Below are 17,327 nucleotides of genomic sequence, written 5' to 3' on the forward strand. Positions count from 1 at the left end.
AATAATTTCCCTAACGGTGTTCCTAATAAATTAAATTTTGTAATGCATCGCACTATCAGGATGAAAGGCTATGAAAAAAGAGTGGTTCACCACTGCTGAATTGCTGGGGATGGCGGGATTGCCTAAAACACGGCAAGGCGTAAATAAACGTGCTCGGGAAGACGGGTGGGAAAAGCGCCGTCATAAAGGGGTTCAAGGGCGCGGCGTTGAATACTCCCTCTATAGTCTGCCAGCGCAGGTGCAGCATTCGCTTTCACTGCAAGAAACCCCTTCATCCTACGCGGTACGTCAGGCCGATATGCTGGCCGTCTGGATTCAGATCTATCAACAGTGTTCTGAGCATGAAAGAGAGGCGCTGGTCGCGCATATCTTGCGTTATGGTATGGCCTCTGTGTTGTCTCAGTTGCGGATTTCATCGTCAGATGACGCCGCACCTGATGACCCATCCGCTGCCTGACTCTGTGCTGATGTCCTCTTTTGCGGATGGTGTACGCTCCGCTTGCCTGCCTTCTTTGTTCAGTTCCCGTTTCAACGTCAGCGTGCGTTTTAGTCCAATATATAACACCTAATCGCTAATTTAATCGGTAACGGTTATGTGTTATTAGGAAATTTATTGTTGTTTGTGTTTTCATTATTGGAAACCAAGGCGGCGGTGTAGAGCATCGACCGTCACCTTGGCGTGCGTTAATGCCGTTTATGGAGGATGTTGCGAATGGAAAAAGCATGGTTGACGCCCCAGGAGCTACTGGGCATAGCAGGTTTGCCAAAATCGAGACAAGGCCTTAACAAACGCGCCAGAGAAGAAGGCTGGGAAAAACGTAAACGAAAAGGGGTGCAGGGGCGAGCCGTTGAATATGCGCGAGAGAGTTTACCGCAGGAGGTGCGCAAGCGGCTCCAGATTCGGGAGATGACTGAAATATCACCACCGACCTATACGACGCTTGCCAAGCCGCTGTTGGCTTCCTGGATTCAGATATTTGAAAAACTCTCTATCAGTGAGCAGGAAGCGTTGATCGATTTTGTGCTGCGCGAAGGTGCGATTGCCATGTTGTCACGCCTTGAGATCGCAAGCGTTCCGAACGCATCAACAACATAGCGCACGGACGCCTTAATAATCGCGTTGCACGGCAATATGTGCCAGGCCTTCCAATGCCTCACGGAAGGGGGTCGGCGGCAGCGCTTGAAGCGCGGAAATGGCTTTATCCGCCTCTTGCTCTGCACGCTGCCGGGTGTATTCCAGCGAGCCGCACTGCTGCATGGCAGCAAGCACCGGTTCCAGAAGATGGCGACCATTGCCCTCTTCGATAGCCTTGCGGATCATCGCACATTGCTCGCTATTGCCGTTACGCATGGCGTGTAGCAGCGGCAGCGTGGGTTTGCCTTCGTTCAGGTCGTCACCGGTATTTTTACCTAAGGTTTTACCGTCGGCGCTGTAATCCAGTAAATCGTCAATCAGTTGGAATGCCGTGCCGAGATAACGCCCATATTCCTGTAACGCTTTTTCTTGCTCATCGGTGGCACCCGCCAGGATCCCAGAGGCTTGCGCTGCCGCTTCGAACAGGCGCGCCGTCTTACTGTAGATGACGCGCATATAACTTTCTTCGGTGATATCCGGATCGTTACAGTTCATCAGTTGCAGTACTTCGCCTTCAGCGATGACGTTGACCGCTTCAGACATCAGCGCCAGTACGCGCAACGAGCCCAGGCTGGTCATCATCTGGAACGCGCGCGTATAGATGAAATCGCCAACCAGTACACTGGCTGCATTGCCGAAAGCGGCATTGGCCGTTTCCTTGCCACGACGCATATCGGATTCATCCACGACATCGTCATGCAGCAGCGTGGCGGTGTGGATAAACTCAATCAATGCGGCGAATGTCACATGTTTATCACCTTCATATGCCAGCGCGCGGGCGGCCAGTACGGCTATCATGGGCCGAATACGCTTACCGCCACCACCGATAATGTAATTGCCAATCTGGTTGATAAGTACAAAATCTGAATTAAGTTGTGCCAGAATAACGCCATTGACGTCATTCATATCATGGGCCGCTAATGCTGTGATCTGTTCTAGATTCATATCTGTGCCAGTGCTTTTTCTGTACGCCGTGGTTAGGGTCGGTTCCATACCGGCTTCAATGGTTATTGTGGACTGATTGTACTTGAAAAATGGCACAGATAAATGGTCGTGTATAACCTGTACTCTTTTTCTTCAATTCTCTCGAATCTGCACTTGTCATCGGTAGGTTTTTTGCGTAGAATTCGCGCCCTATTGTGAATATTTATAGCGTGCTCGAATACTCAATATGAGTACGCGGAAAGCGGAGTTTTATATGTACGCAGTTTTCCAAAGTGGTGGCAAACAACACCGAGTAAGCGAAGGTCAAACCGTTCGCTTGGAAAAGCTGGACATCGCAACTGGTGAAGTTGTTGAATTTGACCAGGTTCTGATGGTTGCAGATGGTGAAGAAATCAAAATCGGCGTTCCTTTCGTCGATGGTGGCAAGATCAAGGCAGAAGTTGTTGCCCATGGTCGCGGTGAGAAAGTAACGATTGTTAAATTCCGTCGCCGTAAACACTACCGTAAGCAAGCGGGCCACCGTCAGTGGTTCACTGACGTGAAAATTACTGGCATCAGCGCTTAAGACTTAGGAGAGCGGATTAAATGGCACACAAAAAAGCTGGCGGCTCGACTCGTAACGGCCGCGATTCCAACGCACAACGCCTGGGCGTAAAACGTTTCGGCGGTGAAAGCGTTCTGGCTGGCAACATCATCGTTCGTCAACGTGGTACTAAATTCCACGCGGGCACTAACGTAGGTTGCGGTAAAGACCACACTCTGTTTGCTTTGGCTGACGGTAAAGTCCAGTTCGAAGTTAAAGGCCCGAAAAACCGTAAATACATCAGCATCGTAGCTGAGTAATTTTCGAGTTAGGTCTTACAGATATAAAGCCCCGCAATTCGTTGCGGGGCTTTTTACATTTCCATATCCCTTCACCACCCGCAATAAACTGAGAGAACCATGCAGACGAAACAGCAGGCTGGCATCGGGCTGAGCCTGGCCTTGACGGCGGCAGTATGCTGGGGCGCGCTGCCCATCGCCATGAAGCAGGTGCTTGTTGTCATGGAGCCCTATACCGTGGTGTGGTATCGGTTTTTTATGGCCTCGATTGGGCTTGGGATCATTCTTTTCTCTCGTCGTCAGTTGCCGCCGCTGCGTCTTTTTCGCCATCGGCGCTGGTGGGTGTTGTTGTTGATTGCCACTGGCGGGCTGCTGGGTAACTTTGTGCTGTTCAGCTCCTCACTCAAGTTTTTAAGCCCGACCACATCGCAAGTGATTGGACAACTTTCCCCGGTGGGAATGATGTTCGCCAGCGTGCTTATTTTGAAAGAGAAAATGCGTGGCACGCAGATTATCGGTGCCATGATGTTGCTGTGCGGTATGCTGTTGTTTTTCAACGCCAGTCTGATTGAAATTTTTACCCGACTGACGGATTACACCCTGGGTGTGTTGTTGGGAATGGGCGCCGCTACGGTGTGGGTGAGTTACGGCGTGGCGCAAAAAGTATTACTGCGCCGCCTGTCGTCACAACAGATTTTGCTGCTGCTGTACGTCCTGTGTGTATTGTGTATTACGCCGTGGGCGTACCCCGAGACCATTTTTCAACTGACCCGCTGGCAGTTGATTTGTTTGCTTTTCTGCGGTGTGAATACATTGGTTGGCTATGGCGCATTGGCTGAGGCGATGGCGCGCTGGCAGGCGGCACAGGTGAGTGCCATTATTACCTTGACGCCGCTGTTTACCCTGTTGTTCTCTGACCTGTTAGCAATCCTGTGGCCGCTCTATTTTGCCACCCCGGCGTTAAATCTTGTGGGTTATATCGGGGCGTTTGTCGTGGTCTCCGGGGCGATGTTTTCCGCGATTGGGCACCGTTTTTTTCCGGGAAGAAAACGCGATAGTGTCATACCTGTGCCAAAGTAATGCGCGCTAGCCTGAGGCTATCGATGGTGGTGTGTACTGTTTATTTTTAATACAGATGAAATCAGTGCGGGAAGCGGGTACAATGCCGCTCCCTTGCGAGGCTGGTTCTGTTACGTTCCGTTTTTTTGCATGATGCGCGGCGGTTATTTACGCGTCATGCCATGAAAGCATCACGCCAAAGAGAACCGACAATGTCCTGATGCATGGCGTCTGATGATAGGTAATCTCTAAAGGTTGTTGCGGAGAGAGTGAATGAAGTTTGTAGATGAAGCGACCATTCTGGTGGTGGCTGGTGATGGCGGTAATGGCTGTGTTAGCTTCCGCCGTGAAAAATATATCCCCAATGGTGGTCCGGACGGCGGTGATGGTGGCGACGGCGGCGACGTTTATCTGTTGGCGGATGAAAGCCTGAATACGTTGATCGATTTTCGCTTTGAAAAATCGTATCGCGCCGAGCGCGGTCAGAACGGGCAAAGCCGTGATTGTACCGGCAAGCGCGGTAAAGATATTACCATCAAGGTGCCGATTGGTACGCGCGTACTGGACGAAAGTACCGGAGAGGTGCTGGGCGATATGACGCGCCACGAGCAGCGTTTGATGGTGGCGAAAGGCGGCTGGCACGGACTGGGTAATACCCGTTTCAAATCGTCGGTTAACCGTGCACCGCGCCAGAAAACCAGCGGTACAGCAGGCGAAGAACGTTCTCTGATGCTGGAATTGTTGCTACTGGCAGATGTCGGGATGCTGGGGTTGCCGAATGCCGGTAAATCGACGTTTATTCGCGCGGTGTCTGCCGCTAAGCCCAAGGTGGCGGATTATCCCTTCACCACACTGGTGCCTAGCCTGGGCGTGGTACGCATGGACAGCGAGAAAAGCTTCGTCGTGGCCGATATTCCTGGGCTGATCGAAGGTGCTTCCGAAGGCGCGGGTTTGGGGATTCGTTTTCTCAAACACCTGGAGCGCTGTCGTGTGCTGCTGCACCTGATCGACCTTGCGCCGATCGACGAATCAGATCCGGTAGAAAATGCCAAAGTGATCGTCAATGAGTTGCAGCAATACCGTGCTTCTCTGGCAGAAAAACCGCGTTGGTTAGTGTTCAACAAGGTCGACCTGATCGAGAAAGAGGAAGCAGAGCAGCGTGCTAAAGCGATTGCCGAAGCATTAGGTTGGGAAGGTAAATACTACCTGATCTCTGCGGCTAACCGTTCTGGCGTCAACGCACTGTGCTGGGATGTGATGAACTTCCTGGAAACACAGCCGAAAGCCATGGCTATCGAAGAGAAAGGGCCTGAAAAAGTCGAGTTCATGTGGGATGACTACCACCGTGAGCAACTGGCCGCCGTGGAAAATGAAGCTGAAGAAGAGTGGGATGACGACTGGGACGAGGATGACGACGAAGGCGTCGAGATCATTTATCAGAAGTAATTCTCATGCGAAGATCCTCCGCTGACGGAGGATCTTGATTACGCTACCCTTGGCACGATCCCTTTTTGGGATCGTGCTTTTTTATGTTAATTGCTCTGATAAAGATCTTTGTAAAGACGACTTTCAAAGCGCGCCAGCGGCACACGGCGTGCGCGCTGATCTTCAGGGGGAACCGCATAGCCCGACAGGAATTGCACGAAAGCCATGCGCTGGCCACTGGCCGTAGTGATAAAGCCTGCAAGGTTATACACCCCTTGCAACGCACCGGTTTTGGCGGAAACCTTGCCGTTAACGCCGGCTTCATGCAGTCCGGCACGGTACTGTAAGGTACCGTTGTAACCAGCCAATGGCAGCATCTCAATGAATTTCAATTCGTTATCGTGCTGAGCGATGTATTGCAGCGCCTGCATCATGGTGGCGGGTGAAATCAGGTTGTGGCGCGACAGGCCAGATCCGTCAACCACAATGCTGTTGTCCAGATTGACGCCCGCTTTCTGCCGTAGAATCTGACGCACCGCGTCGGCTCCGGCACGCCAGGTGCCTGGCACGCTGAAGCGTTCATGCCCGATGGTGCGAAAAACCGTGTCTGCAATCATGTTGTCGGATTTTTTCAGCATGATGGTGAGCAGGTCATGCAGCGGTGCGGATTGCGTCTGAGCCAGCACGGTGCCCGCAGGGCTTGTCAGCGTTTGGCGACGTAAGCTGCCCGTGATACGGATATCCGCTTGTAACAGCTCATCTTTAACGATGGCACCGGCGTAGCTGGCACCATCCTGAATAGCGAAAGCCAGCGGTAACGGTTCGGCGCGTTGCATCAGACAGCCGGTCAGTGTGAAACGGTTTAATTCGCCCGGAACCACGTCCAGTTCGCAATATTGCACATCAGATGAGCCTTTGGCTAGCGTGCGCACTTCGCTGAACATCTGGACAGGGTAGTAGGAGGCAACGCGAATAAACGCGTTGTCACCCGCTTTAGGCGCGCTGTAGAGGGAGACGGAAAAGCAGTTGCGATCGACAATGGCAGCGCCCGGCGGTGCGCTAAAGCACTGTGTCATATCGTTCCACGGCCAGCCCGGTGCTTTGTCATGGCTGGCGAACACCGAGGTATCGATGATCACATCACCAGCGATGCTTTGTACGCCGCGTTTTTTCAATTCGGCGACCATATTACGGATCTGCTGGCGCTTCAGTGTCGGGTCGCCGCTGAAGCGTACCACCAAATTACCGTTCAATTTTCCAGCATTCACTGCACCATGGCTTTCCAGCGTGGTGACGAAACGGTAATCTGGACCTAGCTGTAGCAAAGCGGCTAACGCCGTCAACACTTTCTGTGTACTGGCGGGTAATGCCATTTGTTCACTGTTGTAAGCCACTGCCGGACTGCTGGCGCCTATTTTTTGTGCCAAAAACGCCAAATTAGCGCCATCCGGCAGGTATTGAATGTGATCGTTAATGCTTGCTGCGTGAGCCGATAATACAGAGCTCTGTAGCACAACTGCGCAGGCAAGTCCGGAAAAAGTCGATAAAAAACGCATAATCTCAGCTTACAACAGGGTAACGTGGGGTCATACTACGGCGCAATGCGGTCTAAAGTAAACGATGACCCTTATGGAACTCTGGGTTAAAATACGTATCAAAATGCAAAATCGCTCCTGACCTGAAACCTTGTTCCGGGTCAGGTTACTTTTGTTTATTGCCAGGGAGCGCTGGCATACCGACCGTCTGTCGCATTGTTTGTTGAAGCGTCAGGATGACGATAATGAACGTCTTACAAGTTTCTTAGAGGTTTGAAGATATGAAACAATTTCCGATGACATTGCGTGGTGCAGAAAAACTACGTGAAGAGCTAGAATTCTTGAAAGGCACTCGCCGTCCGGAAATCATTGCGGCGATTGCTGATGCTCGTGAACACGGTGATTTAAAAGAGAATGCTGAATACCATGCGGCGCGCGAACAGCAGGGCTTTTGCGAAGGCCGCATTCAGGAAATCGAAGCCAAGTTGTCCAATGCACAAGTGATTGATGTGACAAAAATGCCAGCCAATGGGCGCGTCATTTTTGGTGCAACAGTGTCCGTGATGAACCTGGACACGGAAGAAGAACAAACCTATCGCATCGTGGGCGATGATGAAGCGGATTTCAAACAAAACCTGATTTCTGTCAATTCACCGATTGCCCGCGGGTTGATTGGCAAAGAGCAGGATGATGTCGTGACCATCAGAACGCCCGGTGGTCTGGTCGAATATGAGATCCTGAAAGTGGCCTATCTGTAATTTCGCCGATTAAATCGGCAAATTGTGTAAAGAAAAGCAAAAGGCCGCATGCGGCCTTTTCTCTAACGAACAGGCATGGCACCTTTTCGTTAAATGTGAAACACAGTGTTATAATTTGTTACTTGGGTAACACAATTTTACGTTCTTTCGACGGGCGATACAGCACCAGCGTATGGCCGATAACCTGAACGTTGCAGGCACCGGTTTCGCGGATAATGGCTTCAACAATCAATACCTTAGTATCCCGATCTTCAGTTGCAATTTTAACTTTGATCAGCTCATGATGTTCTAGCGATTGTTCAATTTCAGCCAGAACACCTTCGGTAAGGCCATTATTACCCAGCATAACCACCGGTTTGAGTGGGTGAGCCAAGCCTTTGAGGTGCTGTTTTTGTTTGTTGCTTAGATTCATGTGTCTTTTTTACTTAGGTTGGGATTGAAAACGGGTCATTCTACCGCCATCTCACCATTATAACCAATTTGGTGACGTTGATGGGCCGATCTTTAGCGGCGTCGGTGTTAAGCAAGACCCGTTGTAAATGACAAGTTGATGGTTAATGGCAAGTGGGTTGTTGTACATAACAAAGAGTTGGAAAGCCGATGGCAAATAAAAAGCGTTCTGCAAGCTCCAGTCGCTGGTTGCAGGAACACTTTAGCGATAAATATGTACAGCAGGCGCAGAAAAAGGGGCTACGCTCTCGCGCTTGGTTTAAACTGGATGAAATACAGCGCACTGACAAACTGTTTAAACCGGGCATGACTGTAGTAGATCTGGGCGCTGCGCCTGGTGGGTGGTCTCAATACGTGGTGACGCAGATCGGCAATGCGGGCAGGATCATCGCGTGCGATATTTTACCAATGGATCCCATCGTTGGTGTCGATTTCCTTCAAGGCGATTTTCGTGATGAATTAGTGCTTGGCGCCTTGATGGAGCGGGTAGGGGATAATAAAGTTCAGGTTGTGATGTCAGACATGGCGCCCAACATGAGCGGGACCCCCGCCGTGGATATTCCAAGAGCCATGTATCTGGTTGAGTTGGCGTTGGAAATGTGTCGGGATGTTCTGGCACCGGGCGGAAGTTTTCTGGTGAAGGTCTTTCAGGGAGATGGCTTTGATGAATATCTGCGACAAATTCGCTCCCTGTTCACAACAGTGAAGATTCGTAAGCCTGATGCTTCGCGTGCTCGTTCTCGTGAAGTGTACATTGTAGCGACAGGGCGTAAACTGTAGTACCCTAACGCTGTTTTTTAACACAGTTGTAATATGAGGTTAATCCATTGAGTGACATGGCTAAAAACCTGATTCTCTGGCTCGTCATCGCAGTGGTGCTGATGTCCGTATTCCAGAGCTTTGGGCCCAGCGAGTCAAATGGCCGCCGGGTGGACTATTCTACCTTCTTGACTGAGGTGAATCAGGAGCAGGTCCGTGAAACACGTATTAACGGGCGTGAGATTAACGTTACAAGAAAAGATGGCAACCGCTACACCACCTTCATTCCTGTTAACGATCCCAAGCTACTGGATAACCTGCTGACCAAGAATGTGAAAGTGGTTGGTGAACCGCCGGAAGAGCCGAGCCTGCTGGCATCGATCTTCATCTCCTGGTTCCCGATGCTGTTGCTGATTGGCGTCTGGATTTTCTTCATGCGTCAGATGCAAGGCGGTGGCGGTAAAGGCGCCATGTCCTTTGGCAAAAGCAAAGCGCGCATGCTGACCGAAGATCAAATTAAAACCACGTTTGCTGACGTCGCTGGCTGTGATGAAGCCAAAGAAGAAGTGAGCGAACTGGTGGAATACCTGCGCGAGCCCAGCCGCTTCCAGAAACTGGGCGGTAAAATTCCGAAAGGCATCCTGATGGTAGGGCCGCCGGGAACGGGTAAGACCCTGCTTGCCAAGGCAATTGCCGGCGAAGCGAAGGTGCCATTCTTCACCATTTCCGGTTCTGACTTTGTTGAAATGTTCGTGGGTGTTGGTGCATCTCGTGTGCGTGACATGTTCGAGCAGGCGAAGAAAGCAGCGCCTTGTATCATCTTCATCGATGAGATCGATGCCGTGGGCCGCCAACGTGGTGCCGGTCTGGGCGGTGGTCATGATGAACGTGAACAAACCCTGAACCAGATGCTGGTTGAGATGGATGGTTTTGAAGGCAACGAAGGCATTATCGTGATTGCTGCAACCAACCGTCCTGACGTACTTGACCCTGCATTGTTGCGTCCGGGCCGTTTTGACCGTCAGGTGGTGGTTGGCCTGCCGGACGTTCGTGGTCGTGAGCAGATTCTGAAAGTGCACATGCGTCGCGTTCCCTTGGCGACGGATATGGATGCCTCGGTGATTGCGCGCGGTACGCCAGGCTTCTCCGGTGCCGATTTGGCAAACCTGGTGAACGAGGCGGCACTGTTCGCTGCACGCGGTAACAAACGCGTGGTCTCCATGGTGGAGTTTGAGAAAGCCAAAGACAAGATCATGATGGGGGCAGAACGCCGCTCTATGGTCATGACGGAAGCGCAGAAAGAGTCTACCGCTTATCATGAGGCGGGCCATGCGATTATTGGTCGTCTGGTGCCGGAGCACGATCCGGTGCACAAGGTCACCATTATCCCGCGCGGTCGTGCACTGGGTGTGACCTTCTTCTTGCCGGAAGGCGACGCGATCAGCGCCAGCCGTCAGAAGCTGGAGAGCCAAATTTCTACGCTGTACGGCGGTCGTCTGGCGGAAGAGATTATCTATGGCGCAGAAAAAGTATCCACCGGTGCGTCGAACGACATCAAAGTGGCAACTTCTATTGCGCGTAACATGGTAACGCAGTGGGGCTTCTCAGAAAAACTGGGGCCGTTGCTGTACGCAGAAGAAGATGGCGAAGTGTTCCTGGGCCGTTCAGTTGCCAAGGCAAAACACATGTCTGACGAAACGGCACGCATTATCGATCAGGAAGTTAAATCACTGGTTGAGCGTAACTACGTGCGGGCGCGTGAGCTGTTGATGGCGAATATGGATGTGCTGCATTCGATGAAGGATGCGCTGATGAAGTACGAAACTATCGATGCGCCGCAAATTGATGATTTGATGTCACGCCGTGATGTGCGTCCGCCTGCGGGATGGGAAAGTGCACCGGTCAGCAACAATGAACCGGGCAACGGTGGCGGTACGCCGACCGCAGCACAGCCAAGCTGATAAGCGAGAAGTGCAGCCTACCGCGTGCACGGTTATATACCCTAAATAATTCGAGTTGCAGGACAGCGGCAAGTGAGTGAATCCCGATGAGCTTACTCAGGTAAGTGATTCGGGTGAGCGAACGCAGCCAACATGCCTGCAACTTGAACTATGACGGGTATAGCAGCGTTATGTGATAGTGTTATCCGGTCATAGCGCTGTTGACCCCCTCTTTTAAAACCCCGGCTTGCCGGGGTTTTTCTTTATTGATAACCCGGTTGTTAAAGGAAGAAGGTGATGAAACTAGTTGCCCATGATGCCATTTTGGATCTCACTCATCCTCAGGTGATGGGGATTCTCAACGTTACGCCGGATTCATTTTCCGACGGTGGCAAATACACCGCCCTCGATGAAGCTATCCGCCATGCGCAAGAGATGGTCAACGCAGGGGCTACGCTGATTGATATCGGCGGCGAGTCCACGCGCCCCGGCGCGGCGGATGTCAGCGTGCAGGAAGAGCTGGATCGTGTTATCCCGGTGGTTGAGGCGTTGGCGGCGCGCTTTGATGCCTGGCTCTCGGTTGACACGTCCAAACCCGAGGTGATCAGTGCAGCGGCGCAGGCTGGTGCCCATCTGATTAACGATATTCGTTCATTGCAGGAACCGGGCGCACTGGAAGCCGCAGCGGCAACCGGGTTACCGATTTGCCTGATGCATATGCAAGGTCAGCCGAAAACCATGCAGCATAACCCGCATTATGACGATGTGGTGGCCGAGGTAAACGCCTACTTCCAACAGCAGATCGTACGGTGCGCCGAGGCTGGCATTGAAAAAGAGCGCCTGCTGCTGGATCCCGGGTTCGGTTTCGGTAAGAATTTGTCGCATAATTACCGCCTCCTGGCGCATTTGCCGGAGTTGCATCATTTTGGTTTACCGCTGCTGGTCGGGATGTCGAGAAAATCCATGGTGGGACAACTGCTCAATGTTCCTCCGCTCCAGCGCGTACATGGTAGCGTCGCCTGCGCAGTCATTGCTGCCATGCAGGGCGCGCATATTATTCGCGTACACGATGTAAAAGCGACGGTTGACGCGATGCGAGTTGTCGAAGCCACGTTGGCAGAGAAGGAATAATAACGAATGAGTAACCGCAAATATTTTGGTACGGATGGTGTGCGAGGCAAAGTGGGCGAGACGCCCATCACCCCGGATTTTGTGTTAAAACTCGGTTGGGCTGCCGGTAAGGTGCTGGCGAGCCACGGATCGCGCAAAATCATTATCGGCAAAGATACGCGTATTTCTGGCTATATGCTGGAGTCTGCGTTGGAAGCTGGGCTTGCCGCCGCCGGGTTATCGGCCTCATTTACTGGCCCGATGCCGACACCTGCCGTGGCGTATCTGACGCGCGCTTTCCGTGCTGAAGCGGGCATTGTTATCTCTGCATCACACAACCCCTACTACGATAATGGCATCAAGTTTTTCTCTATCGATGGCACAAAACTGCCGGATGAAGTCGAAGAAGCCATCGAAGCTGAGCTGGATAAACCGCTGACCTGCGTGGAATCGGCTGAATTAGGCAAAGCGAATCGCATTGTGGATGCTGCCGGGCGCTACATTGAGTTTTGTAAAAGCACGTTCCCGAACGAACTGAGCTTGAGTGGGTTAAAAATCGTGGTGGATTGTGCCAATGGTGCGACCTACCACATTGCTCCGAGCGTGTTGCGTGAGCTGGGCGCAAAGGTGATTGCCATTGGCTGTGAACCAGACGGCATGAATATCAATGAATCCTGCGGTGCAACAGATGTGCGTCAGCTTCAATCCCGCGTGTTGGCGGAAAAGGCGGACGTTGGTCTGGCATTTGATGGCGACGGCGATCGCTTGATCATGGTGGATCACGAAGGCAATAAGGTCGATGGCGACCAGATCCTCTATATCATTGCCCGTGAAGGGTTGCGTCAAGGGCAACTGCGCGGCGGCGCGGTGGGTACATTGATGAGCAACATGGGTCTGGAACTGGCATTGAAACAACTGGGGATCCCATTTGCTCGTGCCAAAGTGGGCGATCGCTATGTGCTGGAAAAAATGCAGGAGAAGGGCTGGCGCATCGGCGCAGAGAACTCCGGGCATGTCATTCTGCTGGATAAAACCACCACGGGTGATGGCATCATTGCCGGCCTTCAGGTGCTGACGGCGATGGTACGCAACCATATGTCCCTTCACGACCTCTGTAGCGGCATGAAATTGTTCCCTCAGGTGTTGGTCAACGTACGCTTCACCGGCAGCAGCGATCCGCTGGAAAGCGACGCCGTGAAAAACGTGGTATCAGAGGTGGAGAAAACGCTGGCGGGACGCGGTCGCGTACTGCTGCGTAAGTCAGGTACCGAGCCTTTGATTCGCGTGATGGTCGAAGGGGAAGATGAGGCACTGGTTATCAGTCTTGCCAATCAGATTGCGGATGTCGTGAAGGCTGCGCATTGATTTCTCGGGTGTCGGGTTGCCTTTTTTACGCCTTGTGAAGGCAACCTCAGCACCCGTTGATGGCTTTAGCCGTTTTTTTCCGCAATCGCATTGATCTTTCTAAAATACACTTGCGTCGCTCAGTGGGTTTGGTTAGTATTCAGACCCGCTCTAGCAGGGACTAACGCTGTCCGTTGAGCGAGATGTGTGCGGTTTTCCGCGAGAATTTAGCCTCCTCATCCAGATGATGGGGAAACAGTTACGGGTACTATCATGTACGAAGCTCTTTTAGTCATTTTCTTGTTGATCGCATTAGGCCTGGTAGGTCTGATCATGCTGCAACAAGGTAAAGGTGCTGATATGGGTGCCTCGTTCGGAGCTGGAGCATCGGCAACGTTGTTCGGTTCGAGCGGTTCCGGTAACTTTATGACACGTATGACCGCTGTATTGGCGACGTTGTTTTTCGTCCTCAGCCTGGTCTTAGGGAACATGAGTTCACATCAGAGCAAGGGCGGCAGTGAGTGGGATAATCTGGGCCAGCCAGCTCAGGTTGAACAGCCTGCTACGCCAGCAGCACCGGCTGCGCCTGCGAGTGACATTCCCAAATAAGTAACAGATTTCGGATGCCGAGGTGGTGGAATTGGTAGACACGCTACCTTGAGGTGGTAGTGCCCGATTGGGCTTACGGGTTCAAGTCCCGTCCTCGGTACCAATAATAAGAAAAGACGTCGATTGACGTCTTTTTTTGTTTTAATTCCTGTATTGAATTGCTCGCTGTACACTTATCTCTCTGGCCTCGGCCACTATCTTCATTCCTGTACTGACTGCTGTATCAAGCAATGCGTGTTGCATTCATGACTCATCGCTGAAGGGCGTTCTCTTAAAATTTCATTGTGCTGGTTATGAAATAATCATCGTCACACCTGTTGCCGCTCTATTGGCAATCTACATAGTTGTAAGTCATGAAATGATGAGTAATTAACGAGAGGTACAAGCGTAATGACGGTAAACAATAGCGGGATCATACAATCAACGCGAGTGAATGGATCAAGGGCCATCAGCATCGGAGACGGTGGTGTGAATACGCGTACTGAACCCCAAAAAGCGGCACCGAAGGGTAAATGGCAACAGCTCTTATCGGGCATCAGTAACCGTTCTTGCTCCTTTTCTACTACGGTAAAAAAGGTATTTGTCGGTATCGGTGACGTTTTCAAAGGCATTACAGCCAAATGGGGAAAGGATGCGTCCACTCCCTCGCGTATGCCGATGCAAAAGGCTTCCGCTAATGATGGGATGGCTTGCAAAATGGACCCGTTGGTAGCAATGGTCTATCATGAGAGAGCGAATATCGTGACGGCAAAAAGCATCTTGAGCCCGCTGTTTAACGACGGAAAGTCTAATAGTAGTGCTAGCAGTATCGACAGCGATGAAAAAATGATTTCTGATTACCTCCTTAAAAATCCAACGAGCCATTTGTTTAGCAGCGACAATATCCGTTGCCAGGGCGATTACATCTATTTCAACAAGCCTATTTCACTGGTTCGACAGGGTAACGATCTCTTATTTATCACCAATCCTATGGAAGGACGGGCGATCTCCAAGGTGAAGATTGATACGCGTCCTGGAACGAATGGGGAGTTCCGTGGTGAAACCGCCATGAAAGTTTTGCAAGACAAAACGCTAACATTCACGAGTCTGGCCGATCTATGCCAAAAAATGACCGCGAATCCGCAACGCAATATCAGCGCGATGATGACAGGTAATACACTTAAAACCTTTTTCAATGGTGATAAAGCACAGGCAAAAATACTCCTATCCGGTGAGCACGCTGAGCGCTTCAAGGCATTCGTTTCTGTCGATGCTTACGGGCATTACGTCTCGAAATATCCCGTCAGCGATCTGACGCGACCGACGACATGGCCTGGCAATGAAAGAGATAGCACGCCGAACGTATCGGACGCCCCCGCCGTGCAGCGCCCTGCGTCCTCCCGTGCTGCCTTGAATAACCTGTCGGCTACACGCCGCACTATCAGCCCTTGGCCGGGACATCTATCGGCAATGACTAAGCGTTTTGAGGCGCAGTCGTCTATTACTGACAATGCTTCGGTTCAGCACGATTCACCAAATCGCAAGCGGGTGATATCGCCTGCGATTCAGGCTCTGCAAGATAAATTGGCGGTGAATATTAACCAGAACAAACCGCTAGGTGGCGGTATTCGCCAACGCTAGCGGTGAGGGGGGAGCGAAAACACCGCATCCCTTGCGGGATACGGGGGATTGCATCGATCAAAAGAAGGTTAACACGCGCAGATTGACACGGTCGTCATCGGGTTCGCCGCTTTGTTTACCTCGGGCATATTCAACGGAGACCATGGCGCTGTTAGGGCTGGCTATCTGGCTGGTACTCAGACGTAAGCCCACCCCGTACGCGCTGCCGTGCACTTCTTTTTGTTCTAACGCCGTCGGTTTCGAGAGCCCAACGGTGCCCAGTGAGCCAAAGGCGTAAGGCATCAGCGCGTTACCAAAGGTCGGTGCCCAGGAAAAGGCGCCTAATGGCTGTGGAAGGCCCACTTCGGCGCGCCCTACCAACGCACTGTCACCGCTCATCGTGCCGGAGTCGAAAGCGGAGATCCAACTTGAACCGCCCATAGCGACTTGCTCGGAAGAGGGCAATACGTTATTGAATGCCGTTTGTGCCAATCCCGCCAGAGAGAGTTGCACCTTGCCGTCAGCCAACCCCTGACTGTAGTTCATGGTCAGTTCCAGTTTTTGGAAATCGGGTTTAGCACCGTCTTTGCTCATGGGGAGGTCAGCATTCCCCTTTCTGGCTCCGAGTCCATCTATGCCGAAAGACGCGGTCAGGGAGGACGAAAAGCGGGAAGCGTAATCCGTCGTGACATCAAAGGACTGCGTCAGACGCAAGACACGGAGCTTATCCTGTGTGAACGGGATATCAAGACTGTTGAGTTGCAGATTCTGCTGCTCATTCTGAATATCCAACGCCATCAGCGTCGAGGTGTTGATGTCGCGGGCGCGCAGCCAATGGTATCCCACGCGGGTTGAGAAACGGTGATACCGATCGCGGGTGGTGACGGCCGTTTCTGATGTCGGTTTGGTGCGGCTATCAACCCCTTCAAGGTTTAGCCAGAAACCGTCAGTACCCAAAGGGACCACAAGCCCAAGCGCAAACTGGCGGCTGCGTGGCTCGCTGTCCATGATGGGATCATCACCACGTGGATAACCGTTCAACCGCATATAGAGCTGATCGCCTAAACCGGTGATGTTGTTGAGCTCTCCGCCGACGCCGAGTGAATATTTGCCAAGCTCATCAGACTGCCCGTTATCGAGTGAAACGCTGCCAGTGATAGGGTTATAACGCCCATCGACGATCAACACGGTTGATCCCGGTTGGCTTCCTGGTTGCAGGGTGGATTTAAGCATCACGCCCGGCGTATCGCCCGCCAGCAGTAAACGACGTTCAAGCATGCTACGCGTAAGGCGCTTTTCTCCTACCAGTGGAGCCAGCATGCTTTCCATTCGGCGGCGCGCCGTGATCGGAAAGGCGGAAGCATCGATTTTTTCAATAAAGCCATCGGTGATGATGACTCTTAGCGGTGCGCCGTCATTAATTTGCTGAGGCGGCAAGGTGACGCGCGTTAGCAGGTATCCTGCCTTGGCATACGCGGCTTCCAACTCTCGTGCCGCAGCAAATAGCAGGGCTGCTGAGACTCTCTTGTCTTTCAGCGTGGACGCAATGCGGGCCGTTTCTTGCGCCAGTTCAGGGTAGCCGCCTTCAACGATGAGGCCTGATGGTACAACGTACAGCTGTTCTGAACCTTGCGGCGCATGCAGACCCGTGGTTGCTGGCAATGTGATCCGCCCGCTGTCCCGCTGCTGGACAGGGGCATAAGTGGGTTGCGCTAATTGACCCGCAGATGGCGCAGCCGATGCTGCGCTTGTGTTGAGGCCGATACCGATGCACAGGCTGAGCAGTGTCGGTGATAAAAACGCTGGTGAAAATAAAGATGATACTCGCATCAAAAAT

The 17,327-nt window shown here is 52.1% G+C and carries 17 protein-coding genes and 1 tRNA gene; 14 read left to right on the forward strand and 4 right to left on the reverse strand.

Features of this window, described 5'->3' with window-relative positions:
• Window positions 1-70 precede the first annotated feature (70 nt).
• Entirely contained in the window at window positions 71-457 is a 387-nt protein-coding gene (locus K6K13_RS03210; RefSeq protein ID WP_222159508.1) for a DNA-binding protein, read from the forward strand.
• Between the two features lie 255 nt (window positions 458-712).
• Window positions 713-1,096 (forward strand): DNA-binding protein, encoded by a 384-nt coding sequence (locus K6K13_RS03215; RefSeq protein WP_222159509.1) that lies wholly within the window; start codon window positions 713-715, stop codon window positions 1,094-1,096.
• A gap of 12 nt (window positions 1,097-1,108) precedes the next feature.
• On the opposite strand, the gene ispB is transcribed toward K6K13_RS03215, so the two are convergent.
• A complete protein-coding gene (gene ispB, locus K6K13_RS03220) occupies window positions 1,109-2,080 on the reverse strand; it encodes an octaprenyl diphosphate synthase (protein WP_222159510.1) in 972 nt (323 codons plus the stop codon).
• Window positions 2,081-2,333: 253 nt separating this feature from the next.
• Here ispB and rplU point away from each other — a divergent pair, with 253 nt between their 5' ends.
• The 4 genes from rplU (at window position 2,334) to cgtA (ending at window position 5,407) form a co-directional block, all read left to right on the forward strand.
• The gene (gene rplU, locus K6K13_RS03225) at window positions 2,334-2,645 is read left to right on the forward strand and encodes a 50S ribosomal protein L21 (RefSeq protein ID WP_222159511.1); all 312 of its coding nucleotides are present in this window, start codon (window positions 2,334-2,336) and stop codon (window positions 2,643-2,645) included.
• A 20-nt stretch (window positions 2,646-2,665) separates the two neighbouring features.
• Window positions 2,666-2,923 (forward strand): 50S ribosomal protein L27, encoded by a 258-nt coding sequence (gene rpmA, locus K6K13_RS03230; protein ID WP_132454179.1) that lies wholly within the window; start codon window positions 2,666-2,668, stop codon window positions 2,921-2,923.
• A gap of 99 nt (window positions 2,924-3,022) precedes the next feature.
• Window positions 3,023-3,982, forward strand: coding sequence for a DMT family transporter (locus tag K6K13_RS03235; protein ID WP_222159512.1), 960 nt, complete (start codon window positions 3,023-3,025; stop codon window positions 3,980-3,982).
• Window positions 3,983-4,234: 252 nt separating this feature from the next.
• Window positions 4,235-5,407: an Obg family GTPase CgtA gene (cgtA, locus tag K6K13_RS03240; RefSeq protein WP_222159513.1), complete on the forward strand. Its 1,173-nt coding sequence runs from the start codon at window positions 4,235-4,237 to the stop codon at window positions 5,405-5,407.
• Between the two features lie 86 nt (window positions 5,408-5,493).
• Here the strand turns inward: cgtA and dacB are convergent, their stop codons facing one another.
• Window positions 5,494-6,942, reverse strand: a complete 1,449-nt coding sequence (dacB, locus tag K6K13_RS03245; RefSeq protein ID WP_222159514.1) for a serine-type D-Ala-D-Ala carboxypeptidase — start codon at window positions 6,940-6,942, stop codon at window positions 5,494-5,496.
• Window positions 6,943-7,202: 260 nt separating this feature from the next.
• Between dacB and greA the strand changes: the two genes are divergently transcribed.
• On the forward strand, window positions 7,203-7,679 hold the full coding sequence (greA, locus tag K6K13_RS03250; protein ID WP_222159515.1) for a transcription elongation factor GreA: 477 nt from the start codon (window positions 7,203-7,205) through the stop codon (window positions 7,677-7,679).
• A gap of 118 nt (window positions 7,680-7,797) precedes the next feature.
• Here greA and yhbY read toward each other — a convergent pair whose 3' ends face one another.
• Entirely contained in the window at window positions 7,798-8,091 is a 294-nt protein-coding gene (gene yhbY / locus K6K13_RS03255) for a ribosome assembly RNA-binding protein YhbY (protein ID WP_222159516.1), read from the reverse strand.
• Between the two features lie 188 nt (window positions 8,092-8,279).
• Between yhbY and rlmE the strand changes: the two genes are divergently transcribed.
• From rlmE to K6K13_RS03290, 7 genes are all read left to right on the forward strand, one after another.
• Window positions 8,280-8,909 carry a 23S rRNA (uridine(2552)-2'-O)-methyltransferase RlmE gene (gene rlmE, locus K6K13_RS03260; protein WP_222159517.1) on the forward strand — a complete coding sequence of 210 codons (630 nt, stop codon included), beginning with the start codon at window positions 8,280-8,282 and terminating at the stop codon, window positions 8,907-8,909.
• Between the two features lie 47 nt (window positions 8,910-8,956).
• Window positions 8,957-10,849 (forward strand): ATP-dependent zinc metalloprotease FtsH, encoded by a 1,893-nt coding sequence (ftsH, locus tag K6K13_RS03265; protein ID WP_222159518.1) that lies wholly within the window; start codon window positions 8,957-8,959, stop codon window positions 10,847-10,849.
• A gap of 276 nt (window positions 10,850-11,125) precedes the next feature.
• Complete coding sequence (gene folP / locus K6K13_RS03270; RefSeq protein ID WP_222159519.1) at window positions 11,126-11,959, forward strand: dihydropteroate synthase; 834 nt, start codon at window positions 11,126-11,128, stop codon at window positions 11,957-11,959.
• 6 nt (window positions 11,960-11,965) lie between these two features.
• Window positions 11,966-13,303 (forward strand): phosphoglucosamine mutase, encoded by a 1,338-nt coding sequence (gene glmM / locus K6K13_RS03275; protein WP_222159520.1) that lies wholly within the window; start codon window positions 11,966-11,968, stop codon window positions 13,301-13,303.
• 252 nt (window positions 13,304-13,555) lie between these two features.
• Window positions 13,556-13,891 carry a preprotein translocase subunit SecG gene (gene secG, locus K6K13_RS03280; protein WP_222159521.1) on the forward strand — a complete coding sequence of 112 codons (336 nt, stop codon included), beginning with the start codon at window positions 13,556-13,558 and terminating at the stop codon, window positions 13,889-13,891.
• A 16-nt stretch (window positions 13,892-13,907) separates the two neighbouring features.
• A tRNA-Leu gene (locus K6K13_RS03285) sits at window positions 13,908-13,994 on the forward strand.
• A gap of 365 nt (window positions 13,995-14,359) precedes the next feature.
• Window positions 14,360-15,511 (forward strand): hypothetical protein, encoded by a 1,152-nt coding sequence (locus K6K13_RS03290; protein ID WP_222159522.1) that lies wholly within the window; start codon window positions 14,360-14,362, stop codon window positions 15,509-15,511.
• 57 nt (window positions 15,512-15,568) lie between these two features.
• Here K6K13_RS03290 and K6K13_RS03295 read toward each other — a convergent pair whose 3' ends face one another.
• Window positions 15,569-17,320 carry a ShlB/FhaC/HecB family hemolysin secretion/activation protein gene (locus tag K6K13_RS03295; RefSeq protein WP_222159523.1) on the reverse strand — a complete coding sequence of 584 codons (1,752 nt, stop codon included), beginning with the start codon at window positions 17,318-17,320 and terminating at the stop codon, window positions 15,569-15,571.
• Between the last annotated feature and the right edge of the window lie 7 nt (window positions 17,321-17,327).

Source organism: Symbiopectobacterium purcellii (genome assembly GCF_019797845.1).
In the GTDB taxonomy this organism is placed as follows: Bacteria; Pseudomonadota; Gammaproteobacteria; order Enterobacterales; family Enterobacteriaceae; genus Symbiopectobacterium; species Symbiopectobacterium purcellii.